The organism is Polyangium sp. y55x31 (assembly GCF_029946505.1).
Classification (GTDB): Bacteria; Myxococcota_A; Polyangia; order Polyangiales; family Polyangiaceae; genus Polyangium.
The window spans coordinates 58564-85317 of sequence record NZ_JARZHG010000009.1; the positions used below are offsets into that span (position 1 = coordinate 58564).

Annotated in this window: 23 protein-coding genes; 14 read left to right on the forward strand and 9 right to left on the reverse strand. The window is 68.5% G+C overall.

The window, feature by feature from the left end:
• Positions 1–15: 15 nt before the first annotated feature.
• Complete coding sequence (locus QHF84_RS18175) at positions 16–1140, forward strand: hypothetical protein (protein WP_281314586.1); 1125 nt, start codon at positions 16–18, stop codon at positions 1138–1140.
• Between the two features lie 3 nt (positions 1141–1143).
• Here QHF84_RS18175 and QHF84_RS18180 read toward each other — a convergent pair whose 3' ends face one another.
• From QHF84_RS18180 to QHF84_RS18190, 3 genes are read right to left on the reverse strand one after another with little or no spacing between them, the layout of a single operon-like run.
• Complete coding sequence (locus tag QHF84_RS18180; protein WP_281314587.1) at positions 1144–1830, reverse strand: DUF4336 domain-containing protein; 687 nt, start codon at positions 1828–1830, stop codon at positions 1144–1146.
• Positions 1831–1849: 19 nt separating this feature from the next.
• Positions 1850–2536 (reverse strand): DUF4336 domain-containing protein, encoded by a 687-nt coding sequence (locus tag QHF84_RS18185; protein WP_281314588.1) that lies wholly within the window; start codon positions 2534–2536, stop codon positions 1850–1852.
• A 20-nt stretch (positions 2537–2556) separates the two neighbouring features.
• Positions 2557–3840, reverse strand: a complete 1284-nt coding sequence (locus QHF84_RS18190; RefSeq protein WP_281314589.1) for an SGNH/GDSL hydrolase family protein — start codon at positions 3838–3840, stop codon at positions 2557–2559.
• A 146-nt stretch (positions 3841–3986) separates the two neighbouring features.
• Here QHF84_RS18190 and QHF84_RS18195 point away from each other — a divergent pair, with 146 nt between their 5' ends.
• From QHF84_RS18195 to QHF84_RS18215, 5 genes are all read left to right on the forward strand, one after another.
• Complete coding sequence (locus QHF84_RS18195; protein ID WP_281314590.1) at positions 3987–4874, forward strand: methyltransferase; 888 nt, start codon at positions 3987–3989, stop codon at positions 4872–4874.
• A 179-nt stretch (positions 4875–5053) separates the two neighbouring features.
• Complete coding sequence (locus QHF84_RS18200) at positions 5054–6559, forward strand: hypothetical protein (RefSeq protein WP_281314591.1); 1506 nt, start codon at positions 5054–5056, stop codon at positions 6557–6559.
• A gap of 160 nt (positions 6560–6719) precedes the next feature.
• Positions 6720–10553: a serine/threonine-protein kinase gene (locus QHF84_RS18205; protein ID WP_281314592.1), complete on the forward strand. Its 3834-nt coding sequence runs from the start codon at positions 6720–6722 to the stop codon at positions 10551–10553.
• Positions 10554–10593: 40 nt separating this feature from the next.
• Entirely contained in the window at positions 10594–11691 is a 1098-nt protein-coding gene (locus QHF84_RS18210; RefSeq protein ID WP_281314593.1) for a DSD1 family PLP-dependent enzyme, read from the forward strand.
• Between the two features lie 10 nt (positions 11692–11701).
• Positions 11702–12295, forward strand: a complete 594-nt coding sequence (locus QHF84_RS18215) for a hypothetical protein (protein ID WP_281314594.1) — start codon at positions 11702–11704, stop codon at positions 12293–12295.
• Positions 12296–12299: 4 nt separating this feature from the next.
• Here the strand turns inward: QHF84_RS18215 and QHF84_RS18220 are convergent, their stop codons facing one another.
• Positions 12300–12809, reverse strand: a complete 510-nt coding sequence (locus QHF84_RS18220; protein WP_281314595.1) for a M23 family metallopeptidase — start codon at positions 12807–12809, stop codon at positions 12300–12302.
• Between the two features lie 217 nt (positions 12810–13026).
• On the opposite strand from QHF84_RS18220, the gene QHF84_RS18225 reads away from it, so the two are divergent.
• From QHF84_RS18225 to QHF84_RS18245, 5 genes are all read left to right on the forward strand, one after another.
• Positions 13027–14877 carry a DNA mismatch repair protein gene (locus QHF84_RS18225; protein WP_281314596.1) on the forward strand — a complete coding sequence of 617 codons (1851 nt, stop codon included), beginning with the start codon at positions 13027–13029 and terminating at the stop codon, positions 14875–14877.
• Between the two features lie 78 nt (positions 14878–14955).
• Positions 14956–17772, forward strand: a complete 2817-nt coding sequence (locus tag QHF84_RS18230; protein WP_281314597.1) for a hypothetical protein — start codon at positions 14956–14958, stop codon at positions 17770–17772.
• Positions 17773–17782: 10 nt separating this feature from the next.
• A complete protein-coding gene (locus QHF84_RS18235; RefSeq protein ID WP_281314598.1) occupies positions 17783–18781 on the forward strand; it encodes a hypothetical protein in 999 nt (332 codons plus the stop codon).
• 112 nt (positions 18782–18893) lie between these two features.
• Positions 18894–19331 (forward strand): hypothetical protein, encoded by a 438-nt coding sequence (locus QHF84_RS18240; protein ID WP_281314599.1) that lies wholly within the window; start codon positions 18894–18896, stop codon positions 19329–19331.
• A gap of 145 nt (positions 19332–19476) precedes the next feature.
• Positions 19477–19917 (forward strand): STAS/SEC14 domain-containing protein, encoded by a 441-nt coding sequence (locus QHF84_RS18245; RefSeq protein WP_281314600.1) that lies wholly within the window; start codon positions 19477–19479, stop codon positions 19915–19917.
• Positions 19918–19929: 12 nt separating this feature from the next.
• Here QHF84_RS18245 and QHF84_RS18250 read toward each other — a convergent pair whose 3' ends face one another.
• Positions 19930–20553, reverse strand: coding sequence for a hypothetical protein (locus QHF84_RS18250; protein WP_281314601.1), 624 nt, complete (start codon positions 20551–20553; stop codon positions 19930–19932).
• Positions 20554–20628: 75 nt separating this feature from the next.
• Here QHF84_RS18250 and QHF84_RS18255 point away from each other — a divergent pair, with 75 nt between their 5' ends.
• Both QHF84_RS18255 and QHF84_RS18260 read left to right on the forward strand, forming a co-directional pair.
• Entirely contained in the window at positions 20629–21021 is a 393-nt protein-coding gene (locus QHF84_RS18255) for a hypothetical protein (RefSeq protein ID WP_281314602.1), read from the forward strand.
• A 94-nt stretch (positions 21022–21115) separates the two neighbouring features.
• Complete coding sequence (locus QHF84_RS18260) at positions 21116–21700, forward strand: TetR/AcrR family transcriptional regulator (protein WP_281314603.1); 585 nt, start codon at positions 21116–21118, stop codon at positions 21698–21700.
• A 6-nt stretch (positions 21701–21706) separates the two neighbouring features.
• Here QHF84_RS18260 and QHF84_RS18265 read toward each other — a convergent pair whose 3' ends face one another.
• On the reverse strand, positions 21707–22714 hold the full coding sequence (locus tag QHF84_RS18265) for a sigma-70 family RNA polymerase sigma factor (protein WP_281314604.1): 1008 nt from the start codon (positions 22712–22714) through the stop codon (positions 21707–21709).
• A 216-nt stretch (positions 22715–22930) separates the two neighbouring features.
• Between QHF84_RS18265 and QHF84_RS18270 the strand changes: the two genes are divergently transcribed.
• Entirely contained in the window at positions 22931–23809 is an 879-nt protein-coding gene (locus QHF84_RS18270; protein WP_281314605.1) for a hypothetical protein, read from the forward strand.
• A 4-nt stretch (positions 23810–23813) separates the two neighbouring features.
• On the opposite strand, the gene QHF84_RS18275 is transcribed toward QHF84_RS18270, so the two are convergent.
• The 3 genes from QHF84_RS18275 to QHF84_RS18285 form a co-directional block, all read right to left on the reverse strand.
• The gene (locus QHF84_RS18275) at positions 23814–24713 is read right to left on the reverse strand and encodes a hypothetical protein (RefSeq protein ID WP_281314606.1); all 900 of its coding nucleotides are present in this window, start codon (positions 24711–24713) and stop codon (positions 23814–23816) included.
• Between the two features lie 710 nt (positions 24714–25423).
• Positions 25424–25954 carry a hypothetical protein gene (locus QHF84_RS18280; protein WP_281314607.1) on the reverse strand — a complete coding sequence of 177 codons (531 nt, stop codon included), beginning with the start codon at positions 25952–25954 and terminating at the stop codon, positions 25424–25426.
• Between the two features lie 82 nt (positions 25955–26036).
• Positions 26037–26552, reverse strand: coding sequence for a hypothetical protein (locus QHF84_RS18285; RefSeq protein WP_281314608.1), 516 nt, complete (start codon positions 26550–26552; stop codon positions 26037–26039).
• Positions 26553–26754 lie beyond the last annotated feature (202 nt).

Genomic DNA, 26754 nt, shown 5'->3' on the forward strand with positions numbered 1-26754 from the left:
ACAATGTTCACGCCCATGCGACGCGCGACCATTTCCCCTCGCCTCCTCGGCCCCTCGGCCCTCCTGCTCCTCGCGGCTTGCAGCAAAGACCCGCCGCCCCCCGCGCCCGAAGCCGCGAGCGCCGCATCCACCGCCGCGCCCGCGCCGAGCGCGACGACGCCCGCGCCGAGCGAGGCCACGCCCGCGCCCGCGCCCACGCCGGAGACGACCGCGGCGGCCGCGCCCGAAAAGCCCAAGAACATCGTCCGCTCGTCGCGCCCCACGCCCATCGAATGGTGCCAGGCGCCGATCGCGAAGCTCGGCTGGGAGGGCCACGACGAAGGGGACCTCGTCGAGGCGTGCAAGATGCTCGAGGTCCGCGAGTGGGTGATGATCGGCTGCCCGCAGAATGGCCGGCGCGAAAACAACAAGCACCTCGGCCGGTACGATCGCGCGCTGCCCGGCGGCGGCAGCATGGCGACCGATGACGAACTTTCCGCCGCGGATCTTGGATCGTCGGACGCCGTGATCATCTCGCTCCGCCCGGGGACGAAGGCCAAGCCCGCCTTCACGTACCGGCCTTTCGAGCACCCCGAATGGATCAAAGACGAGACGTTCACCGTCGAGCTGCCGGAGAGCGCGAGTGGCCTCGAAGATCGGCTCTTCAATGGCGGCGCGTGGCCGAGCTTCGAGCCGCGCGACACCTCGCGCTGCGAGGAAATGGCCGCCGCGGCGAAACAAGAAGCCGCCGCGAAGGCCGAGGCCGCCGCGAAGGCGCAGGCCGAGGAGGACGCGAAGATCCTGCCCGACGTCGAGGGAATCTCCGCCGCGCCCGCGGACGAGGCGTTCGCGCCCGAAAAAGAGGTGCTCGTGACGGGCTCGGGCGCAGTCGGGTGCAAGACGAAGGTCCTCGAGAGCTGGTTCTGGATGCGCTGCGAGGGCAAGGTGAAGATCACCGGCGTCGACATCGAGAAGGGGCGCAGGCAAACCCAGACGAAAGCGAGCGCCGAGGAAGGCGTGGGCAAGCTCGTCGTGCCTTACGTCGAGGGCACGGATTTCCGGGCGAAGATCACGTTCGAGGGCGGCGAGAAATTCCTGAAGCTCCGCTGGCCCAAGGGCAAACGGCCGTTCCAGGTCGGCACGATCGGCGAGACGCGTTGACGCTCAAACGTAACGCGATAGCGCCGCTTGCACCCGTTCTTTCGCGCCCGAGGCGACGACCTCGCCGTGCGCCATGATCAGCCGATCGAAATCGAGCGCGGCCACCTCGCGGAGCGACGCGCGCAGCGACGCGCGGTCCTTCGCGATCAGCGGAAACTCCCGGCTCATCGCGAGCTTTCCGTTCGTGCCGAACGCCGTGTAGACGAGCTTCGAAACGAGGCCCTCGGGCTTCTCGATGTTGAACAGGATGTCGGAGACGATGAGCGTCCGGCTCGCGTGGTGCAGGAACACCACCTCCGATACCATCGGGACGCCTTCGATGAGCCGCAGATCGAAGGCGCCGCCCCACGCGGCGGGCGGCTCGGCCGATAACACCTCGTCGATGCGGACCGAAGGGATCTTCTCCTTCACCCGCGGCGCGGCGAAGACACGCGCCTCCGGGAAACGAGCCGACGCAGCGCCGAGGAACAGGTTGTGAAACCGGTTCGGCGCGACGAGATACGCGACGCGCCCGAGCTTTTCGAGCGCAGCGGCGAGCGTATCGTCGATCGGAATGGGCGAATGGACCCACAGCTCATCCCCCGGGAGGCGCACCACGGTCATCCGCGCGTTCATCCGGACGAAGCCGGCGAACCGCAGGGGGTGCTCCGCAGCCCACACGTCTTCGGCGATGGACACGAGCTCGGTCATGGAATGGTTTCCTTTGGGCTCAAAGGTACGGGCCGAGGACCTCGTTCACGCGGGCCTTCGCGCCCGAGGAGACGATCTCGCCGTGCGCCATGATCAGCCGATCGAAATCGAGCGCGACCACCTCGCGCACCGAATCCTTCCACGCGGCCTTGTCCTTCACGAGCGCATACCAGATGCGGCTCCGCGCGAGCTTCCCGCGCGTGCCCATCACCGTGAGCAAGGCCTTCGTCCCGAAGCCCTCGGGCTTCTTGATGTTGAAAAGAAGATCCGAGACGATCAGCGTGCGGCTCGCGCGGTGAACGAAGACCACTTCCGAGGCCTGCGGCGCGCCCGCGACGAGGCGCTGATCGACGAGGCCCGCCCACGCGGCCGGCGGCTCGGCGGAGAGCACCTCGTCGATGCGCAGCGAGGGGATTCTCTCGCGCAGCCCAGGCGCCGCGAAGACACGCGCCTCCGGGAAACGTGTCGACGCCGGGCCGAGGAACAGGTTGTGGAACTGGTTCGGCGCGACGAGGTACGCGACCGCGCCGAGCCTCGCGAGCGCGGCGGCGAGCCCGTCGTCGATGGGAATGGGCGAATGGATCCAGAGCTTTTCGCCCGGGAGGCGCAGCACGGTCATCCGCGCGTTCATCCGGACGCCGCCGGGCATCTTCAACGGATGCTCCGCGGCCCACAGGTCTTCGGCGAGGGAAACGAGCTCGGCCATGACGGGTTTTTCCTTCTTGATCACTCGTTCACGACGGCCATGAACATGTCCGTGATGTGGTCGTGGCCCGCGGGGTTCGGGTGGATGCAGGTGAGATCGAACCAGCGCGGCGTGTTCGGGCCACGATAGCAGGGCGCGGCGGGATTGTCGTTCTCGAACCCGTGCCCGCAGAACTCTTCGAGCAAAAAGAGCATGTCCGCGCCGAACTCCTTGGCGATGGACATGTATTGCTCGTTGATCCAGACGATCATCGCTTTCAGGTCGTCCGGCGCGGGGACGGGTTTGTCGAAGCCGGCGAGCCCGGAGACGTCGCAGGTCTGCACGTCGGCGGTGCCGTCCGTGAACTCGTAGTTGTTCGCGAAGACCACGAAGACGCCGTTCGGGAAGCGGCCGGGCTCGTAGAGCCAGGCGACCGCGTTCCGCATGTGGGTCACGAACGTCTGCGCCTTGTTCCAGAGCTCGGCCTGCGGCACGCCGTTCGACGCGTCCTTCGTGATCGAGGCGATGTCGTTGCCGCCCATCGTCATCACCACGAGCGTGCGCCTTTGCAGGTCGTCCGCGCCGATGCAATCGGTGATCTGGGTGTTGTCCTGCATGAGGTCGTCCGTGCGGGCGCCCCACTTCGCGCAGCTCGCGAACGCGCCGGACTCGCGGACGAGCGAGACGCCGTCGATGAAGTTCGCCGCTTTCCAGAGCAGGTTCGGTTTTTCGATGCCGAACTTGTCCCCGAGCTTGTCGGCGAGCTGCGCGCGGTAATAATCGGCGGAGAGCGTCGGCGGCGTGCCGACGGTGATGGAGTCGCCGAGGAAGACGACGCGCTCCACGCCCGTGATGTCCTGGTGGTTCGTCCCCATGCAATGCGATCCGATCGTCGGATCGAATTGATCGTAATCGGGCCCGTCGCTCTGCGGGTTCACGAAATCGTCCGAAAAACACTCGGCCGCCGTGAGCTTGCCGGGGCCGCCGCCCGCGCCGCCCGCGCCGCCTTCGCCGCCCGCACCCCCTGCGCCGCCCATCCCTCCGGACCCGCCTGCGCCGCCTGTGCCGCCTTCGCCCGCGGATCCACCGTCGCCGCCCATCCCCCCGTCCCCGCCGATACCGCCGTCGCCGCCCGCACCTCCGGCGCCGCCGATTCCCCCGGCCCCGCCCATACCTCCGGTCGCGCCCGATCCGGTCGACGACGCTCCCCCGGTGATCACGCCGGAGGACGTCGCCGATTCGTCCCCGGAACACCCGAGCACAAAAAACGCGGTCGTCGCGACGGTCAGGGCAAGGCAGCCCGAAAGAATCGAAGAGGTTTTCATGGCGAGGCGGGAGAGTATCACCCCTCGCCCCGCGCTCCGAGACCCTCCGCAGCATCGACGAACCCATTCGAGTCCGTCTCCGGCCGATCATTTCTGCGACGTTGGAATGGCGCCGCCCCGCGCCCTCGTGGTAGACAAGGGCCCCCATGCTGCCTGCATCCGACTCTGACCAGCTCGCCCCCAAGGGCTCGGGGATCGTGCGCCCCGCGCGCCGCCCCGCCGGCTGGATCGCTCCGGGCCCGCAGCCGCGGACGCCCGATCGCGAGGACGTCTGGCCCGGCCCCGGCGAGGACCTCTGCTACCTGGCCGGTGATTTCCGCATTCTCCAGCGCGTCGACGGTCACCGCTGGTCGGCCGACGACCTGGTCACGGCCTGGTACGCCATTGAGCAGCTCCGCCATGCGCCCCCGCGCCGCGCCGTCGACCTCGGCTGCGGCATCGGCACCGTCCTCCTTTTCGTCGCGTGGGCCTTCCCGGAAGCACGCGTGACGGGCGTCGAGGCGCAGGACGTGAGCTTTGGCCTCGCGCGGCGATCGCTCGCCTGGAACGGCGTCGACGATCGGTGCGCCGTGCGTTTCGGCGATCTGCGTGATGCGGCGACGACCGAGGGCCTCGAAGGCGCGGACCTCGTGACGGGCACGCCACCGTATCTGCCCAAGGGGACGGGGATCGAGTCGAGCAAAGTGCAATGCGGCCCGTGCCGCTTCGAATGGCGCGGCGGCGTGGAGGATTACGCCCTCGCCGCGGCGCGCCTGCTCGCCGAGGACGCGCCGTTCGTGGGCTGCGCGGCCTCGCGCCAGCGCCCGCGCGTGGAGGCCGCGGCCGTGGGCGCCGGGCTCGTGCTCGAGCGCTACCGCGACGTCGTCCCGCGCGAGGGCAAGGACCCACTCTTTTCGGTGTATGTCATGCGCCGCCCTGCCGCGGCTCGCGCCCCGGAAATCGAGCCGCCGCTCGTGTTACGCGGCAAGGATGGCCGCTTCACGGCCGCGTTCGACGACGTGCGCCGGGCGATGGGAATGCCCGTCGAGCGTTAAGAAATTATCGGTCCCCGCCCACTGCAAGAAAATCGAACCACGAGCGGAAGCAGCACGCGTCGAAGCGGTTTTTCGCCCTTGATGCGTCCGGCCGAGGGCTGTAAGAATCGTTCCTCTTCGGTCCTGGGCGCGCGGCGCGGCGTCAAGCCCGTGCACCCGGGGCCTCTCGTGGAGGTCTCATGCGCAGGAACGTTTTGCTTGGGCTCGTCATTTCTTCCGGGCTTTCCGTGCTCGCGGCCAGCGCTGGTTGCAGTGATGGCGGTTCGAACACCACCGGCGGCGGCGGCGAGGGCGGAGCCGGCGGCGCTTCGAGCTCGAGCTCGAGCTCGAGCTCGTCGAGCGTCGCGCAATCGGGCTCGGGCGGCTCGACGGCCGACTCGAACATCAGTTGCGATACCGCGGCGGAGCTTTTCCTCGACGACCCCGGTTTGCAGGACACCCTCGACCCGATCGATACGGACGAGGACTTCTACAAGTTCAAGGGAGCGAAGGGCCAAGCCATTCTCATCTCGACGGACGCGAAGCCCCCGGCGGACGAATTCGACAACACGTACCCGGATCTCGTCCTCACGCTTTACAAGAAGCAGGGCGGGCAGTGGGTGCAGATCGCGGAGAACGACGACCCGTTCCCGCGTTCGAGCAACGACAGCGCGCTCTACACGATCCTCCCGGCGTCGGACGACGACGAGTACTGCATGCGCGTCACCGAATGCAACGTGTGGGTCGGCGGGCAGCCGGGTTGCGCGCCCTCGGCCGACATCACCACGTACGACTACGCGGTCGGCGCGGGCATCCTCGACGCGTCGCTCGAGAGCATCGCGGCCGAGGCGGAGCCGAACGACGCGGCCGCCGAGGCCACGGCCATCGAGTATTCGAAGAACGCGCAGAGCGGCAATTATTACCTCTCGCTCCAGTGGGGCGGGTACAGCAGCGCGACCGACGTCGACATCTGGAAGTTCAACGTCCCGGCGGACGCCGTGAAGGTCATGGGCGATCGCCCCGTCTGCAACTTCGACTTCTATCCGGGCGGCACCGCAGGCAGCGGCTCGACGGCGACGGCGGGCGTGATCGCGTACGTGACGACGGCCGCGGATCCCACGAAGAAGCTCGCGCAGGTCGACGTGACGTCGGGCCAGACGCCCGCGCAGATCGCCGTGCCCTGCGAGCTCGGGACCGATTACCTGTTCTTCATGACGCGGAAGGCGGGCTCGACGGCTGGCGAGAACGATTTCTACTTCGTGAACCACGGCGGCACGGGCTCGAACCCGCTCGAAGTGGGGCCGAACGACGCGGCCAACATGCCCGAGGCGCTGAAGGCCACGCCGAACGGCACGACGACGAGCTACTTCGTCGACGGCGACCTGGACGCGGCCCCGACGGACATCGATTACTACTCGGTCGACGTGCCCGCGGGATCCGCCACGATCAGCGTCGCCTGCGGCGGCCAGCGCTCGGGCTCGGGCCTGCGTGGGCTCAAGGTCTCGGTGCTCGGCGCGAACGACATGCCGATCACCGGCGGCATCGGCACGGAGAGCGAGACGAAGGACCTCTTCCTCCAGGACGTGAACGTGCCGGCCGGCGTCACCAGCCTGAAGCTCAAGGTCGAGGCGGCCTCGCAGGACGCCGAGGTTTCGAGCACGTTCTATCGTTGCGGCATCCACATCTCGCCGCCGGAAAACCCGTAGTTTTACAGGACGCACCCTCCTCCTGCCCTCCCGGCCCCCGCGACGCGTGGGGCCGGGGGCGCCCTGGACGATCCCAGCAAGAATTCGACGCGAGTCACGAATATCCGCCCCTTTCGTGGGGATGGACCGCGTCGAACTTTGCGCCGATACTTGGCGCCCCATGCTTCCGGGCCAGGTTGTCGACGGACGGTTCGTCGTCGAAGGAGTCGTCGGCCAAGGCGGCATGGCCCGCGTGTTTCGTGCGACCGACCGCACGACGGGCGAGGTCGTCGCCCTCAAGGTCCTGCTCGAAGAAGAAGCGGCGAACGTCGAGCGCTTCGAACGCGAGGCGGAGATCATGGCCGCCCTCCAGCACCCCGGCATCGTGCGGTACGTCGCGCACGGCCGCGAGGGAAGCTTCCCCTACATCGCGATGGAGTGGGCCTCGGGGCAGAGCCTCGACCGGCGCATCCAGAGGCAAACCCTGCCGATCGACGGCGCGGTGCGGCTGCTACGTCGCCTCGCGGAGGCGCTCGCGATCGCGCACGAGCGCGGGATCGTGCATCGGGATCTGAAGCCCGGGAACGTGATCCTGCTCGACGGGGATCTGGAGCGGCCGAAGATCATCGATTTCGGCATCGCGCGGCTCGGCGGGGCCACCAAGGAGCTGACGCAAAAAGGCGTCTTGCTCGGGTCGATGGGCTACATGGCGCCGGAGCAAGCGCGCGGCGCGCAGAGCCTCGACGCGCGCGCGGACGTGTTCGCCCTCGGCTGCCTGATGCTGCACGCGCTGACGGGCAAGCGGCTCTTCGAGGGCGGTGATTCGCTCGCGTACCTCGTGCGCGTGGTCGTCGAGGACGCGCCGAGGCTACGCACGATGCGGCCCGACGCGCCGCCGTGGCTCGAAGCGCTGCTCGCGCGGATGCTCGCGCGCGCGCCCGCCGAAAGGCCGGCGAACGCGGGCGCGCTCGCGCTGGAGATCGAGCGGTCGCTCGATGCGGATTTCGACGAGACCACGATCGAAGCCGTATCGCTGCCAGCCGGCGCACTCGGAGCGCACGAGAGGCGCGTCCGCTGCGTGCTCATCGTGCGGCTGCCGGAAGCGCCTGGCGCGCCTTCCGCGGGAAAAACCTCGCTCGAAGAGGTCGCCGCGGGGTTCGGCGGGACGGTCGACGAGCTGCTCGACGGGCACTTGCTCGTCACGTTCCACGGCTCGGGCGCGGCCACGGACGAGGCCTCGCGGGCCGCGAAATGCGCGCTCGCGTTCGCGGATCGGGTCGACGGCGAGCGCTCGGCGATCGTCGCGGCGGAGAGCGCAGGCGAGGCGCCGGCGCCTTCGACGATCGAGCCCTTCCTGCCCATGCTCTCGCGCGCGCCGCGCGACGCGATCGCGGTCGACGACGTGACTGCGGGCCTGCTCGGCGCGCGCTTCGACGTGAGCGGCGACGAGCAAGGCCTCTTCCTGCTCGGCGAGCGTGACGTCGGCGAGCCCGCGCGGACGCTGCTCGGCAGGCCCACGCCGTGTGTCGGCCGCGACATGGAGCTCTCCGCGATCCAGCGCATCTTCGAGGCGGCCGAGCGCGAGCGGGCGCCGCAGGCGGTGATCGTCACGGGTGAGGCGGGGATCGGCAAGTCACGCCTGCGGCACGAGCTCTTGCGCTGGGTCGGCGAGCGAGGCCGGCCGGTGGAGATCTGGATCGGACAGGGAGATCCGATCGCGGCGGGTTCGTCGTTCGGCTTGCTCGCGCGGGCGCTGCGGAGGGCGGCGAACGTGACGGCGGGCGAGCCGCTCGAGGTCGCGCGGCGCAAGCTCCGAGCGCGCGTCGGCCGTTATCTCGATCCGATCCGCGCCGCGTCCGTGGCGGAGTTTCTCGGCGAGGCCGCGGGTTTGCCCTTCGAGGACGAGGGCCGCCCGGGCCTCGTCGCGGCGCGGCGCAACGCGACGCTCTTGGGCGACCGGATCCGCCGATCGTTCGAGGAGCTCGTGGTGGCCGAGTGTCGCGCCGGCACGCTCCTCCTCGTGCTCGAAGACCTGCATTTCGGCGATCTTCCGAGCTTGAACCTCATCGATGCGGCGCTCGCGCAGCGCTCGCCGCTCGTCGTGCTCGCGCTCGGCAGGCCCGAGCTCGCGCGGACGTTCCCGGACCTCTGGGCTGCGCGCGGGCCGCTCACGATCTCGCTCGCGCCGCTCGCGGACGGCGACAGCCAGAGGCTCGCGCGCGCGGCGCTCGGGCCGCGGGCGAAGAACACGGTGATCACGCAGATCGTGGAGCGCGCGGGCGGCAACGCGTTTTTCCTGGAGGAGCTCGTGCGCGCGGCCGCGCGTGGCCGCGATCGAGCGCTGCCGGAGAGCGTGATCGCCATGGTGCAAGGCACGCTCGAAGAGCTCGATCCACGCGCGCGGAGGGCCCTCCGCGCGGCGAGCGTCTACGGCGACGTGTTCACGGAAGGCGACGTGGCGGCGCTGCTCGGCGAGGAGACGCGCGACGTGGCCGAGCTCTTCGGCGAGCTCTGCACGCGCGAGCTTCTGGAGCTTCGCGAGGTGAGCCTCACGCGGCACGAGAACGTCGTGGAGATGTACTCGTTCCGGCACGCCTACGTGCGCGAGGCGGCGTACGCGATGCTCACGGACGAGGATCGCGTGCTCGGGCACAAGCTCGCGGCGCGCCGCCTCGTGGCGGCCGGAGAGCCCGATCCGACACGCCTCGCCGAGCACCTCTTCCGCGCCGGTCAGCTCGACAAAGCGATCACGCATTTCTCGCGTGCGGCCGAGCAAGCGCTCCTCGGCGGCGATCTCGGCAAGGCCCTGTCCTGCGCCGAGCGCGGGATCGACTGCGGCGCGCTCGGCGACGATCTCGGCCGCCTGCTCGTGATCCAGGCCGAGGCGCACAGGTGGCGCGGCGAGAACGTCGAGGCCATGCGGAAAGCGGAGCGCGCGCTCACCGTGCTGCCGCGCGGCACCGACGCCTGGTGCGTGGCCGCGAGCGAGGTCACCTCGTGCGCGACGACGCTCGGCGATCCGGGCACACTCGACCCCGTGGCGGCGGCGCTCTCCGAGGTCGTCTCCGCGCCGCAGGCCTCACCGAGGCCGACACAGATCACCGCCTGCGCGCGCGTCGCCGCCGCATTGTACGTGCTCGGACGACATGACCTCGCCGAGTCGCTGCACGAGCTCGCGGCGGGGCACGAGGAGGCGCGGCGGGAGCCGTCCACACGCGCGCGCCTGCACGAGGTCGACACGCTGCGGGCGCACACGATGGGGGACGCGGCCGGCGCGGTCGCCGCGGTGGAGCAGGTCATCCAGGCCTTCACGGAGATCGGCGATCTGCGCAGCGTCGCGCTCCACCGCTCGAACCAGGCCGCGCTGCTCAACGCGATCGGCGCCTACGTCGAGGCCGAGTTCGCCGCGCGCGCCGCGCTCGAAGCGAGCGAGGCGCAGGGGCTCTCGCAGATCGTGAGCGCGGCCCAGCAGAACCTCGGCTTCTCCCTGGCGCACACGGGCCGGCTCGACGAGGCCCAGACGCTCCTCTCGCGCAGCATCCGCGACGCCATCCTCCAGAGAAACCGCAGGCTCGAAGCCGGCGCGCGCATCTACCTCGCGATCGCCGCGCTTTATGCGCGCAAGCTCGACATCGCGGACGCCGAGGCGCGCGCGGCCGCGGACGCGCTCGCGGGTTTGCCCCTCCACGCGTATGCGCAAGGCGTGCTCGCGATGGTCGAGCTCTTGCGGGGTCGCGCGCGGGAAGCGCTGCACATGGCGGAGAAGGCGATCAGCGCGCTCGCGGCGCGCGGGGGCGCGGCCGAGGAGGGCGAGGGGCTCGTGCGGCTCGCGTTCGCCGAGTCGCTCGCTGCGACGGGCGACACCGAGGGCGCGCGGCGCGCGCTCTCCATCGCGAGGCGGCGCATCGAGGAGCGCGCGGCCTTGCTCACGCGGCCTGCGCATCGGCGGAGCTTCGTCGAGCTCGTCCCCGAACACAGGCGGACCCTCGATCTCGCGGCGCACATGGGGGTGTAGCTCGCGACCGAAACGCGGCACGGAGGAGGACGAACCAACCATGCTCGAATGGACGAGGGGCCAGGCGCTCGGCGAGATCGACACGCCCGCGCTCATCCTGGACATCGCGGCGGCCGAGCGGAACATCCGCGCGATGGCCGATCGGCTCATCCATGGCTCGGTGCGCCTGCGCCCCCACGTGAAAACGCACAAATGCCCCCTCCTCGCGCACAAGCAGATGGCGGCGGGCGCGATCGGCGTCACGGCGGCGAAGCTCGGCGAGGCCGAGGTGATGATCCGCGCGGGGATCCCCGAGGTGCTCGTGTCGACGCCGATCGTCGGGCGCACGAAGATCGACCGTCTGATCGCGCTCTCGCGGCACGGCCTGGTCCTCACGGTCGTGGACGACGCGGGCGCGGCGCGGGCGATCTCCGACGCGGCGACGCGTGCCGGCCTGAAGATCCCGGTGCTCGTCGACGTGGACGTGGGGCAGCGACGCACGGGCGTCTTGCCGGGAGAGCCGGCGCTCGCGCTCGCGCGGCAGGTGGCGACGATGCCGGGCCTCGTGCTCGTCGGGCTCCAGGGATACGAGGGACATTTGCAGCACGTGCAGAACCGCGACGAGCGCGAGCTGCATTGGCGCGCCTCGATGAAAAAACTCACGGACACGGCGGACCTCGTTCGCGGCGCGGGTTTGCCCCTCGACATCGTCTCGACGGGCGGCACGGGCACGTCGACGTTCGCCCTCGAAGCGGCGGGCATCACCGAGATCCAGCCTGGCTCGTACGTCGTGATGGACGACCATTACGGCACGGTGCAGGGCGTGGGATTCGAGCAGGCGCTGTTCGTCCTGAGCACGGTGGTGAGCCGGACGCGGACGACGGACGTGATCGTGGACGCGGGGATGAAGGCGCTTTCGAGCGACAGCGGCCCGCCACGGGTGCGGGGCATCGAGGGCGCGCGCTACTTATTCGCGGGCGACGAGCACGGCCGGATCGAACTCGATAGCGCGGGCAGCGATTTGCGGGTCGGCGACAGGGTCCTGCTCGTGCCGAGCCACTGCGACACGACGATCAACCTGCACGACCATTTCCACGTGATCGACGACGACCGGCTCGTCGAGGTATGGCCCATCGCGGCGCGCGGCCGCATCCGGTAGGAGAAAAACAGTGAGCTACGGCTTGATGGTGTATGCGGTCAAGTTCGACAAACTGAAGCCGGTCTTCGGCAGCGGCGACGACAAGCTGCGGCGGCAGATCTGCGGCCGGTTCAAGGAGCGGCTCGCGCAGCAGGCGGACTGGTTCAAATCCGAGATTGCAGGCGGCGCGCCGACGCCGTTCGACGCGGTGAAGGCCTTGATCATGGGCACGGTCCCCGAGAAGGGGCACGGCTTCATGTATGCGTATGCCTACGAGCGGATCGTCGAGCACTTCGGCCGGTACCTCGACAACAGCAGGTTCTCCTCGATCCGCTGGTCGTACATGGAGGCCGTCGAGGAGGGCTGGAAACAATCAGGGCTCGACGAGACCTTGCCCTTCCGTGATCTCCATCTCGGCAAAGCGCTCTGCGTCTTCCCCACCCCGAACGATTTTCCCTCCACGGGCTACTGGAGCCCGGAGCAGGTCGTGGCGGGAAACAAGCGTTTCGGGGAGATCCAGATCAGCGCGGAAGAGGACTACATAAAGGAAGCGATCTTGGCCGTGCGGGGCTGGCTCAGCCAGGCGGCGGCGAAGGGCGAAGGAATCGTCGCGTTTTATTACTGACGATTCATTCCTTCGGCAAGCGCGCGCCTTTTCGATAATCGCCCATCACCTTCCGGATCTCGTCCTCGAAGAGGAACGTCCCCCAGTACTGCTCCACCTCGCCGTCCAGCAGGAAGCCGAGGTGCAGGTGCCAGCTCCCGTTCGCCACGCCGGACGTCCCGATCCGATCGCCCCCCTCGATCCGCGTCCGCGGCTTCTTGCCCTCGGGCTGCACGTGCGCGAGCTCGGAGAGGTGTGCGTAATAGATGTGCGTGATCTTGCGGTTTCCGTAGGGGATCGGGGTATCGAGCTCGATACGTACGCAATAAGGCGTATCACGCGGCCCGGTCCAGAGCGTGTGTCCGGCCTCGGCGTAATCGACGTACCCCGAGGCAATCGCGTACACCGGCTTTTTGATGCCCATCACGTCGAGCCCGGTATCGGCCCGGTAGCCGGCGATGACCCCCTCGGGCATCGGATTGAACAAACCGCTGGGCAACTTGCTCGACCTCTCCCCCGCCGGCCAAAGAGGCACCGCCGGTTCGTCACGAACGGGTTCCAGAAAACCAACAGAGATGACGTTCGCGGTGGAGGCGAGCACGCGGGGGGTGGGGGGCGTCGAGGAAGGCACGGCGATGTCCGCATCGCGAACCTCGCCTTGGGCGGGCCGAGCGGTGCCCCCCACCGAAACAGAACAAGCCGGGAACAAAACGAGCCCCAAAGTTCCAAGCACCCGAGCGGAGGTGATCTTCATGTCGGTCATGGCGCTTCGGGATCATCGGGTGACGGACGCGTTTCGTGACAACGTCGATCGCGGAAGCGTCTCCGAGGTACCATCCCTCTCCCTCGCGATGACCTCGAAGGCCCCTCCCGCCGCGGACGCCGTCCCTGTCCCCGATCTCCTCTGTGAAGAGGCCGAAGTCCGCGTCGATCTCGACGAGCTGCACCAGACCTTCGCCTTCGCCTTCGCGCTCGGCACCTCCCCGGACGCCTTCGAGCGTGTCCTCGCCGTGGCCGCGCTCCCGTCCTCGACGTGGGATCGCAAGGACTTCGAGCGGGACATCTTCCTCGAAGACCTCCTCACGCGCGCGCTGCGCATCCGCATCGGCGGGCGCGCCGTCACGCCTTGCTTGCCCTATCTCCTCCGCGCCATCTCCGAGCCGCCGACCGACCTCCGCGTCGTCGCCTTCCGCCAGCGCATCCTCGCCGAGCTCTCGGAAAAGCCCGAGCTTCGCCGCGACTTCGAGCGCGTCTACCAGCGCCTCGTCACCTTGCGCGCGGCCTTCTGCTCCGAGGGCGGGTCGCGACGCGGCGGCGATACGCATCGACGCCTCGAAATCCTCCGGTCCGTGCAGGAGGTCGTCGAGGACCTCGCCGGCGCCTTCGACGGCGCGAGCTCCGGCGTCGCGCGGATCCGCGCGTTTGGCCTCGCCGTGAAGGAGAGCGAGGCGTACAAGCGCCTCGAGGCCCTCCTCGATCACGAGCGGCACCTCGGCACCGTCGACCTTCGGGTCCGCGTCGGCGTCGACGGCACCTTGCGCACCTTCCAGATCGTCCGCATCCGCGAAAACCAGGAGAACCCCCTCCACACCTCCGCGATCGCTCGCTTCTTCTCGCGGCTCCGCCTCTTCTTGCGCGGATATCGCGTCACGCCCGGCGAGGTCACCGAGCGCCTGCTCGACGACGTCTTCAGCGGCCTCGAGCGATCCGTCTCGCTCTTCGTCCAGCTCCTCGGCGACATGGAGTTTTACCTCGCCGGCCTCGGGCTCGCGGACCTCGCGCGGGACAAGGGTTTGCCCGTTTGTCTCGCCGAGCTCGTGCCCCCCGGCGAGGCCGGGCTCGCGATCGATCGCCTCTACAATCCGCTCCTCCTCGCCGGCAAAGGAAAACCCGTCCCCTCGAACCTCGCGACGGCCCACGGGGATGCCGTCGTCATCGTCACGGGGCCGAACTCGGGCGGCAAGACGCGCCTGCTCCAGTCGATCGGCCTCGCGCAGCTCCTCGGCCAGGCGGGGCTCTTCGTCACGGCCGAGCGCGCGGTCTTGCCGCAGCTCGGTGGCATGTTCGTCTCGCTCATCGAGGAGGCGCGCAGCGATCAGCCGGAGGGACAACTCGGCATGGAGCTGCTCCGGATCCGCAGGCTCTTCGAGGAGCTCGGGTTCGGCTCGCTCGTGCTGCTCGACGAGCTCTGCTCCGGGACGAACCCCTCCGAGGGCGAAGAGATCGCGCGGCTCGTGATCTCGCTCCTGCCGGAGCTGAAATCGCCGGTCTTCTTGACCACGCACCTCCTCACGCTGGCGACGCACCTCGAAGAGGAGCCGCCTGTCCCGCACCTCGAATTTTTGCAAGTCGATCTCGACGAAAACGAGCGCCCCACGTACGGGTTCCGGCCGGGGGTCGCCAAGACTTCGCTCGCGCACAAGACGGCCGCGCGGCTCGGCGTCACGCGGGACGAGCTCGCGGAGCTCATCGCCAAGAAGAAGCGCGCCGAGAGCCTGGGGGAGCGGCCGTTGCCGCAGGGCCGCCGCATCGCCCGCCCGATCGCTCCAGAAAAGAGCGCCGCCGTTTCAGAACGGCGCAGGCTCCGCGCGACGCGGCGCTGATTGCGGCCCTTTTCGGCTGGCACGATCCGTGTTCCCCTGAGGTGCTGGCTTTGGCCTTCGGGAGGAAGAGCAGGGGACATGGAACGAACCAGCCGAAAGATACCCGTCACCGAACGGCAATTCTTGTGGGTCCAGGACGACGACAAGGGCGAGGTCACCTTGCACGTCGGTCCCACGATGGTCTCGCCGACCGCGGCCGATCGGGTCGTCATCGACGACGGAATGGGCGGTTTCCGCGAGGACACCACGGGCAAACCACAAAGCATGGTGGAGCTCGGGGACAACCAGTACGCGGTCCTCTTCAACCCGCTCCTGGAGAGCGACAGCGGACCGAACGGCCGCTTCAAGAATGGCCGCAACGAGTCGCGCCCGCTCCGCAATGGCACGCGCTCGATGATCCCCGGCCCGTGCAGCTTCTACCTGCGCCCCGGCCAGCGCGCCGACGTGCGCGACGCGCACGAGCTCGCCTCGAATCAATACCTCGTCGTCAAGGTGTACGGCGAGGTCGACAAGAATGCGCCGTATCATGAGGTGACGTCGCGATCCGCGGCGATCACGCGGGCCACGGCGGAGAACCTCGACGAGCAGCCGACGACCACGGTCGGCGCCGTGGAGCCCGCGGCGCTCAAGCGCGGGCAGCTCATCGTGATTCGTGGCCTCGACACGCAGTTTTACATCCCGCCGACGGGCGTGGACATCGTGCCGGATACCTCGATCGACGACAGCGGCGCGGCCATCAGCGCGGCGATCGCGCGGCAGGTGCTCGCGCAGAGCGGCGAGGAGACGGCCCTGGCGGAGGAATATGCGGCCGACGACGAGTCGACCGCGTTCCGGGGCCAGGCGCGCAGCAAGGTGCCGAACCAGTTCATCGATCAATCGGCGCGCATGCGCGGACGCAAGGGGGCTGCGCCCACCACGCCCGCGCCGCAGGCCGCGCCCGCGCCCGCGGCCCCGGCGCCCGAGGCCAAGATCGGGGCCGCGGCGGTGCAGGATTTGCTCGCATCGTCGGCGGTTCGTCGCGCGCTCGAAGCCGATGCGCGGCAGGCGCGCCTCATTCGCCGCGCGGTCGTGCTCGGCGAAAAAGAGTATTGCGTGATCGTCGACGCCGACGGCAAGCGCGAGATCAAGGTCGGCCCCGCGCGTGTCTTCCCGGGTCCGTACGACACGTTCATGACCCTCGGCTCGCGCAATCGTGTCTACGACGCGTACGAGCTTCTGCCGCAGCGCGCGCTCTGGCTCCGCGTCATTGCGCCGATCAAGCGCGCGGACCTCGCGGCGAAATTGCCCCGCGGCTTCGAGCTCGCGAAGGAAGAGTATTTCCCCGGCGACGAGCTCCTCCTCACGGGCGTCTCGACCTTTTTCGTCCCCTTCAACGAAATCGAGTGCCTCTCGCCCGAGACCGGCCAGGCCGTCGTGGGGAACGACCATAGCCGCGTCTTCATCGAGGCGATCGGCATCGACCAGAAGAGCGGCATTTACGTGCGGGACCTCGCGACCGGCGAGGTGCGCCTCGTGCGCGGCAAACAATCGTACCTCGTCGATCCACGCAAGGAAGTGCAGGTCACGCGCACGGTGCCCGCGGATGATTGGAACTTGTGGATCGCCTCGAACGAGCCGCACAAGGAGACCGAGCGGGCCATCACGACGCCCTGGGCGCTCTCGATCATGGTGCCGAACAACACGGCCGTGCTCGTGACGAGCGCGAATTCGCGCCGCGTCGTGGAAGGGCCTTGTGTGACGCTGCTCGGCTACGAGGAGTCGCTCACCTCGCTCTCGCTCTCGACGGGCACGCCGAAGAGTGACGAAGACCCTCTCCGCACGTGCTTTTTGCGCACGGTGGGCAACCGCATCTCCGACAAGATCGCCGTGGAGACGGCCGATTTCGTCAAGATCTCGGTGCGCGTCTCGTATTCGGTCGAGTTCCTCCCCGACCACAAGGACAAATGGTTCAACCACGAGAACTACATCCAGTTCATCGTGGATCGCCTCCGCTCGATCGTGCGCGGCAAGTGCCGCACGATGTCGCTCTCCACGCTCTGGCCCGAGCTCCCCGCGGTGTTTCGCGACACGCTGCTCGGCGAGCGCAAGGACGGCGCGCGGCCCGGGCGGCTCTTCACGGAAAACGGCACGTTGCTCTCGGAGGTCGAGGTGCTCGGCGCGGAGATCGAGGACCGCGAGGTCGCTGCGCTCATGCAGAAGGTGCAGACCGAGAGCGTCACGCTCGCGATCGGCGATCGAAAAGCGCAGGAGGCCCTCGCGTCGGCGAAGCTCCGCGCCGAGGTCGAACGACAAACGCAGGAGCTCCTCGCCGAGGCGCGGGTGCGCGGCGCGAAGCTCGAAGAGCTCTCGCGCAAGCTCGCGCACGAGGCGGCGCTCGCGAAGGCGCGCGAGGAGGAGGCCGTGAACAAGGAGCGGCAATCGCTCGCGGACGCGCGCGAGGCCGATGCGCAAAAAGCCCGGCTCACGCGGGAGAACGAGGAGAAGGCGGCGATGCTCGACGGCTTCCGCAAAGACGCGGAGGCGCGGGCCGAGGCGCAACGGATCACGCACGAGGTCGAGCTCGCCTACGTGGCGCGGCTGCGCGAGCTCGAAATCAAGCTCATCGAGGTGCAATCGAGCGCGACGGTGGCCGAGCGCCAGGCCGTGCAGAAGCAGCTCGTCGAGGCCATGGTCGGGCTCGGCGACAAGCTGCTCTTGACCGAGGTCGCGGGGAACATGAACCTCGTGAGCCTCTTCAAGGGCAAAGACGTCGGCACGATCCTCTCCGAAGTGCTCGGCGGAACGAAGGTGATGCCCACGCTCCGCTCGATCATCGATGCGGCGGCGAGCCCCGCGAAAGGCGAGCTCGAGGCGGGCGACGCGGCTCGCGTAGTGCCGGGCGCGCCGATCGTGTAACGTCGGCCTCATGTTGCCGAAGACCGGCCCGCGCAGCCGCGCGCGGGCGTGGATCCTCTCGGGGGCGCTCCTCTTCGCGCCCCCCGCCTTCGCAGGCGATCCCCCGAAACATCCGGCCCCGAACGATCCGGCGCCAAAAGAGGATGCTCCCAAGGACGAACAACCGTACGTGCACAAAGGGTTTGTCTACCGGAGCACGACCGCGGTGCGTTACAATCCGCTCGGGCTCTCGACGTTCTTCCGCGTCGGCTACCAGCGCCCGCTGCTCGGTCCGCAGGACAGCATCCTCCTCCAGCGCACGTACATCGGCATCAACGCGGTCACCACGATCACGCCGGCGTACGTCCGCGGAGGGCTGCGCCTCGACGTGCAGCCGCTCGCCTTTCTGCAATTCTTGTTCGCCTACGAGGGAATGGCCCTCTTCGGGACGTACGACACGATTCAATCGTTCAAGAACGTCTCCGAGGATTTCGGCGACGTGCGGCAGGTCGAGCGCGGAAAGCAGGGGCTCGCCTATCCGACGACCGGCGGCATCTTCACGGCCGACGTGATCTTGCAGGCCAAGGCCGGGCCGTTCCTTCTCGTATCGGACACGCAGTTCATCCACACCGATTTCACGATCACGCCCGGCGACCGGTTCTATTTCGATCTCCCGTTCGGCATGCTCGCGAAAGACGACGGCTGGATGGTCTCGAACGAGACGGATCTGCTGTTCGTGACCTCGTTCGGCCTCATGGCGGGCGCGCGACACGGGGTGTACCACACGTTTTTCCCGGCCGAGGTCGTCGCCGGGGAGGAGGCGCGGGCCGATCAGATCACGCCGATCGAGTTCGCGGGTCCGCTCGTCGGATGGCAATTCCCCGAGCACAACGGGCCCAAACGTTTCAATGCGCCCGGCATTTTTCTGAACGTGAGCTGGTGGATCCGGAACCCTTATCGAACGGGCCAGGAGGTCGCCGCCACGGTGCCGTACATCGTGGGTGGATTCACGTTCAAGGGGACGCTTTGAGCACGAAATTCGCGCGCGTGGTCCGCCCTGGCAATCGTGTATCCTTTGCAGAATCACCGCGCGAATTCGACGCTAGACGCCGCGAAGAACGCTGGTACGGTTCGTTCTGCGCATGGAAAACGATTCGCCGGAACGCATTGCCGTGGGCCCGCACCTCGTGACCATCCTGCCGCCCAACATGCTCCTGGTCGATTTCGGCTCTCCGCTCGATGGGAACCAGGCAGGCCGCATCCTCGACTTGATGTGGCAAACGGGGTCCCGTCGAGGCCCGCTCAAGGTCCTGATGGACATCACCCAGGTGACGAACGTGCCCCGGGGCGTGCGGGAGACCATCCGCAGCCGCAACACCGAAAGCACGACCGCGGCCCTGGCCTTCGTCGGCGCGCGGTTCGGCGTGCGCGTCGCCATCGACATGATCATCGCCGCCGTGCGAATCCTCCGGCCCGACGTGCCCGCGTATCCCCACGGCTTTTTCAGCCGCAAGGAGGAAGCGCTCACCTGGCTCCGCGCCGCCCCCTCCGCCCCGCGCCGATCGAGCGGGTCCTTTTGAACACAAACCGTACGGAAGGCGCCCCTCACGCATTCTTCGATCGCAAGGAGGAAGCGCTCGCCTGGATGCAATCGCAGCCACGCGTCGCTTTCTCGAACCACGCCGCTTGAAGGATCGAGGCGACGCGCGATACAAGCATGTTTCCATGTCGCCCGCCTCCCCGCCCACGGTCCTCCGATTCGGTGACCATTGCGTCAAATTCGTGGCGCCCGACGTGGTCATCGTGGCGTTCACCTCGAACATCCACACCGACGAGGTCCTCGCCATCACCGATACGTTCCGGGCCGTGAAGGAGCGGGAAGGACGGCTCTTCGCGGTGACGGACCTGTCGGCCGTGACAGCGGTGCCGCGGCGCGTGCGAATGGCGGGGCCCCGCATGGTGCCGGCGTACGACGCCCTCGCCTTCGTGGGCGCCAATTTCGCTCTGCGCGTGGTCACCGAAATGGTCATGCGCGCGACGAGAGTGCTCGCGCCGAACCTATCGTTTCCTTGTGAGTTCTTCGACGACCAAGCGACCGCGCTCGCCTGGCTGCACACCCAGCGGCGCGCCCTCGAGGCCACACACGCGGCCGCGCATCCACGCTGAACGAATGGCCTTTCAGGGCGCCGGCGCGCTCACGCGGTCCTCGATCGCCTTCAGCACGAACAGCGAGCGCCGCAAGACCTCGAGCGCCACCTCGTACCGAATCGGCTGCGGCTGCTCCATCGCCGCCTGGTAGCTCGATGCGAGCTCGGCCGTGCGATCGTCGAGGTCGCTCGTCGCGCCGCCGTACGGGCCCTCCGCGAGCGCGAGGAGCGTCTCCACGCCGACGGAGAGCCCGTGCACGAATTCCCTGCGCGAAGGCGGCGAGCCCGGCAGCCACGGACCTCGCATCGACGCGGCCGCCGCGTACATCTCCTCGGCCGCGACGCTCGCGCCCACCCGCTCGCTCTCGGGCACTTCTTCCAAGGTGAGCGCGAAGAGCCGGAGCAAGAGCTCCATGTCCCCATCGCCCGGCGGCATCGAGCCGACGAGCGTGCGACGCAGGTTGATGCTGAAGTCCCTGAGGCGCTGGGCGAAGCGCTCGGGGGCGACGTAAATATCGGGGGGCCGGGACAACTTCAGCATACCCTGCTGGAACTGACGGACGATGGACAGGTCCACGGGCGGCACGTTCTCCCGCACCACGACCACGCACCCGCCGAGCAGGAGCAATCCCCCGCAAAGCGCCCCACGCATCATGGCTCTCCCCCGCCGTCCGGGGCTGCAAACCGCGCGCCGGTGACGCCGCGCCGCCGTTCTGTTAAGCCGGAACGCATGACCCACAAGCTGACGTCGCTCGCCCTCGCCGCGCTCGCCCTCGGCCTCGCGCCGTTCGCCCTCGGCTGCGAGGACGGCGCGCCTTCGCCCTCGCCCGCGGCCTCGGCCGAGCCGGTCACGGCCCCAAAGGCCATGGACGTCGTGCCCGCGAGCCCGCCCAAGGTCGACCTCGGCCCGCTGCCCGTGCCGGCCATGTCCGCCGCCGACCTGCCCCCCGATCCCGCCGCGTCGGCGGCCTCGAAGCCCACGGGCACGACCACGGCCGCGGCCCAGGCCCCCGCGACGACCCCGACCGGCGCGACGAAGGACCCCACGGCGCCCGCGGATCTGCGCGCCGCGCCTCGAAAATCCCCCGGCCCGATGGCCCCGCGCACCGCGCCCACCGAGTGACCCCGACACACGGCCCCGAGCAGGGCCGTGACGATGGGGGGATCCCTTCGACGTGAACCTGTGGCAAACTCGTTCACGGTTCGAGGGAAGCTTCATGAACGACACCGCGCGCCGCGAGCAGATCCTCCAGGCCGCCGATCGCTTGCTCCGGCATTACGGGCCGCAAAAGACCACGGTGGCGGACGTGGCGCGGGAAGCAGGCGTCGGCGTGGGTACGGTGTACCTCGAATTCCCGTCGAAGGAGGCGATCGTCGAGGAGCTGTCGCGCTCGCGCTACGAGGTCGTGCTCGAGGCGATGCGGGCGGCGGCGGCGGCGGACGGGCGCTCGTTCGGCGAGCGGCTCGTGGGCGCGCTCGACGCGCGGCTGCGAGCGTACTTCACGCAGGCAGACGGCGGCGCGCACGCGTGCGACTTCTTCCATTGCGGGAGCGCCGCGGTGAAGAGCGCGTCCGAGCGGTTTTACCAGGAAGAACGGGCGTTGCTCGCGGACCTGCTCCGGCAAGGGACGGAGGCCGGCGAGCTCGACGTGGCCGACGCGGATCTCGCAGCGCGGGTCTTGCTCCGGGCTTACAAGAGCTTCACGCCGCCGTGGATCTTCATGGAAGAGCGGGGCGAGGTGGGACGATTGCATGCGGCGATGCATGCGATGATGCTCGGAGGCGTGGTGGCGCGGCGATGAACGCACCTACTTTGCGCCCGTCGCGCTCACCTCCCCGCGCCTCGTAGCATTGGCAGCCATCCAATCGAAGGGACGGGCGTGGTCGCGCCGAGGTGGCGCGAGCGGCGGGCTCAGGGCGGCGTGGGGGCGTGTCCGTCGCGCGGTGTCCTCCGTGCGTGTTTCGCTGTCCTGAACCGGGAAAACCATTCGGCGATCGTTCCGCAGGACGACGCCCGCCAACCCGGCGTGACCTGGCTTGGTCTCGTTTGGCATGGCCTGCGGTGTCCCCCCGGACGGCCATATGCCGAGCGCCACGCCCACGGCGACGCTGCCCATGGCGCGCATCGGGGACCGCGCGAGGGCCGCGCGGAGCCGCACGAATGCGGAGGTGACGGCCGCCGCGGCCGAGCGCGTGGCCACGACGAGGAGCAGAACCGGGAAGGCGACGAAACGCCGGCCGATACCACGCGAATGCACCTCCTCGGGGGATTCGAGCCTCGCGTGGAGGAGATCGATGCCACGAGAATAGCGGACGAAGACGGTGGTCGGGGCCAGCTTCGTCTCGGCGGCGATCTCCCGTATGGATTTTCCTTCGACCGCGTGTGCGCCGACGATATCCCGCATGTCGGCCGGCAGCGCGTGATAGGCCATTCGCACCGCGGCGTCGTGCTCGTCATCGCGCGGTCGGGCGATCCGCTCGCCGGGATCGCCCAATGGCGCGAGAGAATCGTATGTCCGACGGCGCTTGGGTTTGAGGTTCGTCATGGCCTCATATTGAGCGAGCTTGCACATCCACGCGACAAACTCATGCCATTCGCACGTGCTCGGCCGCTCCGCAATGGGCTTGCACAATGCGGTCACGAATGCATCATGCACGACGTCGATCCCATGCACATGCGCCCCGAGCCCGATCCGATGCACGTGCGCCATCATTCGCTCGACGAGCTCCCGATAGGCGGAGACCGTGAGATCGAACGGCCGAGCCATGGGCTCGCCGCTCTTGGGTGGTTCCGTGTCCTCGTCCGGTCCGTCCATCGGTTCGTCCTCGCGCGCAAAAGCAGACCTCATGCATGTAAAGGTCGCGAGCGGCCCTGTTGTTCAGAAAAATCGACACGCGCCTCGACGAACGTCCCGGGCGGGTCCGGTCCCGGGGCCAGGCGGCGCCTCGCCGCCGCGTGCTTCGCCTTCGGGACGCTCTTCCCGGGGACGCGGGCGCACGCGGACGTCCCGCGGCATCGCCTGGATTTCAGGGTGGATCACGCGTTGCCCCTCTGCGACCGGCCGCTCGTCTTCATGGCGATCCTCACGAACTGGGTGTCCGTGTCCACGTTCGACCCGCCGGCCGCGCGGACGCTCGTCGTGCGCATCCGGCGCGCATCCGACGCGGCCAAGCTCGCCGACGTGACGATCGTCGACGAGGCCGGGGACGTCGCGGTGGAGGTGCATCGGAGCTACGAGCCGGCGACGGAGTGCTTCGAGGTGCTCTACGCGACGGCATTCGACGCGGCGAAGCTGCTCGGCGCGTTCGAGCCGCTTCCGCCGCCGCCGCAGCCGCCTCCCTGTCCGCCTTCGCCGCCGCAGCCACCGCCGCAGCCGCAACCGCCTCCGCAGCCGCGGCCGTCTCCGCCTCCGCTTCCGAAGCGGTTCTTCGTGGGCGTGGGGGTTGGGGCCTTCCTGAACGTGGCGCCAGAGCCGTTTCTCGCGCCGCGGGTCTCGGCGGGGTGGAACGTGTCACCGCGGTGGACCGTGGAGCTGGATGTCACGGCGTGGCCATGGATGACGGCGAACCCGCAGGACGGGCCAACGTCGGTGGACGTGGAGACGTACCTGGGGACGGCGGCGGGGTGTTATCGGTTCGGGCGGTTTCTGACGTGTGGGCTTTTGGCGGGGGGCGTGCTGCTGGGGAGTGGGACGAACCGTCCGTATGCAAAGCCGTACGCCTCCCCCTTGCTTGGCGTGGGCGGGCGCGTCGCTGCCGAGATCCCCGTATGGGGCCGGCTCACGTGGCGGTCGGATGTAGACACACTCGGGTTCGTCGTCCCACAAACGCTGCGGGTGAAGGAGCTACCCCTTTCGGACCCGATCCCGCTCGCCCTCAGCGTCTCGACCTCCCTCGTGGTCGCGTTCTAGCGAGTCATGACGTGGCAGCCGCGCAACATACCGTCATGGGTTTGTCAAGGGTCAGTTCGCCGACGGGTTCACCGCCGCTCGGTGTGCAGGTGCCCTTCGTATGGTTGAGGAGCTCGGCTGTCTTCCCGCTGAGCTGCGTGCCGGGCATCAGATCGGTGCATGGGGCGACCATCCCCGCGGTGATTTGCGCACCCGCCTGGTAGTCCGTGCAGGCAGGCGCACCGAAGACCGACCACAGCACTGCACACATCCCGCCCGTCGGCGGGCCGCAGGTACAAGCCGAGCACTCGCGCTCGTCCTTCACCACTCCGTAGAGAACATGCCTCTCCCCGCCCCACCCCTCGGGGCACAGATGCTCCCCCTCTCGGTAGATACAAAAGGAGTAGTCGTCCCCCGCCGGCCCGCAGACCTTCCCGCTCTGCCCGGGGCAACCAGGCCAGGGCTCGGCGCGGGTGCACACCCGGCCGAGGGGTGTTTCCGGTCCACCGTTCCAGTACTTGGGGATCTCCTGCTCCGGATCTCCTTTTGTATGTGCCTTGCAGGGCTGCTCCTCGATCACCGGAGGCGAGATGGTGATCGACCGGACGCACGGCACGCCGCCGCAGAGCGTGGCGGAGGGGATCGCCTTGTCCTGATTGCAGGTGCCGTCCCAGTTTGTCGGCGGGTCGAAGTTTGTCTTGACACCACCACCCGGATCGTCGCAGGCAGTGGAGCTGACCGTCCACATCTCCGGGAACCTGCACGTCCCTTCGGGCTCGTCGCACGAGCACTCGCCACATGGAAGAGGAGGAGGCGCGGGGGTCCCCTCGAACGCTACGATCGGCGTATCGTCCGGACAGGGCGGCGGCTCGCGCCAGTCCGAGAAGAAGGCGCCGAGCATCCAGTCTTCCGGGGCCTCGTCCACGCAAGCCCCGCCACCCGGGCAAAGCGACGACGTCCCTCCATCCGTTCCCCCATCCGAGCACTTCGGGGGGAGCGGGGGCGGACCATCGCAGGCATTCGGGCAGTCCCACGGGATGGGTTTCGGCGTGTAGATCCACGGACGGTCCGGATCAGAGCACGCCTCTGGAAAGGGACAAGGGCAACACCGGTTCGGAACCTCCGGAGGGCAATCGCCGCCGGGGTCGTTGTCCAAACCGCACGAAAGACCGACCAACGCCGCCCCCCACCCCGCCGCGATCACCAACATAAACCCGACTACCTTGCGCATGCCGCAAGCCTACCGGGGTTGTCGCCGACGAGGCAACCCGATCCACAAAAAAAGTTCGTCCCGGGATCCCGGGACGAACGAGGCACGATGGCCTAAAAGGCGGAGGACCGCACTCCCACGAGGTCCGCACAATTTGTTTTTTTGGGGTTTTACTCGGTCCCGTCTCCCGGTGCTACCGGGTGGGTGCTCGCGAGTCGCAGGTGCGCGGAGCGTGGGCCCGTCCTCCTGAGAAATGGTTTGCCCGAGGAGGGGGCGGAAGGCAAGAGGAAAAGGGGACGTACCCGGAAAAACTTGTTCCCGGCCCGGGCGGGTGGGGAGGAGGGGTCGGGAGGGTCGGGACAAACGGGTGGGGGACGCAAACGGTTCGCAGTGGACAGAGACGCCAGTAGCGGTGGGTGGGCGCGCTACTGAGTCGAGAGAGGCGGCACAGGAAAGACGGGGTCTTGGTTGTTTTCCTTCGCCCACTGCGCGTACCGTTCCCGCCACGTGCGATGCGCCGGGCATCGTTCTTTTCTCACCGCGTCCTGGCAGTCGCGCCAGTGGTAGACACTGTCGCCCTCCCATTCGCTCTCGTCGTTATCAGGCCAGAACAGAGGATCGCAGCGCTCCCGGGCGACAACGAGATCGCGCCAAAACCTGGCGCCGCTCGGATCCTCGCAGGGCGTCCCACACCACATCGGGTCGAGCTCGGTGCATGTGATTTGCTCAGGGCAGAAGTACATCACACAGCCGGCCTGACAAGCGTCGAAGACCCCTTCCTCGACGTAGTTGCACGGCCAGTGCGCTCGACTCCCACACCAGTCGAACACGAACCCGAGCTCCGTCTTGCAAGACTCCGGGCTCGGCTCGTGCCAGTCGTCCGCGCGCGAGCCCGAGCCTAGGCTCAGGAAGGCGACGGCAATGATGACGATGAGCGCTGCGCCATGACGTCTCATGTACTGATCTCCTTCGTCGCTCGCGCGGCCGGAACTTTACACCACCGGGTCCAGCAACGCGAGCGTGTGTTCCTCGGTCCCCTCAGATCCCGCCCTGGCCCCCGGCTCCGGGGTCGGCCCATACGCTGCCCGCGCCACCGGCGCCCTGCTCGTCGAACCAGTAGTCGCCGCTGCCGGCCCCCACCCCCACCGTGACGAACGTCCCACCCGTGGAGCCGGTAAAATCCGGCCCGTTCGATGGGCTGGGCGCGTCGAGGCAGATCAGCTCCGGCGAAGCCTCGAGCTTGCAGTCGGGGTTCCAGGTGATGTCCTTCTTATCACGCGCCTTGCTTATGCAGGAGTCCCTGTTGTCGCTTGCGCTCCCCCGGTCGACGATCTGGGGATCCAAGAGTGAAGACAGCGGGATCCGCTTGATAGGGCGGCCGTGGCCAAAATCGCACACCTCAACGATGTTGCACTGCACCGCAGGCCCCCGGATCTCGTTGGCTTGACCCTTCACTCGGTCCCAGGTGCGCGCCGGGTTCTTACACTCCTTCTCACACCCCACCCCAAACAGAACCCCCCACACCACCAAGACCCCGACCACGACCCGCTGCATACACATCCCCTGTCCGCCGCGGCCCCACGGCCCTCCGGCGCGCCCACGCGTCGCCCACGCGCACACGTGATCCCCCTTGCCAGACCATCCCCCACCGGGCCAACTATGCCCGACCAGAACCCCCGACCCACAAAGCCCAAAGGCCCACCTCCGAAGAGCATCCGCGCATTCGTGGAGCCCATCGCCCAGGGCCCCCGCGCCA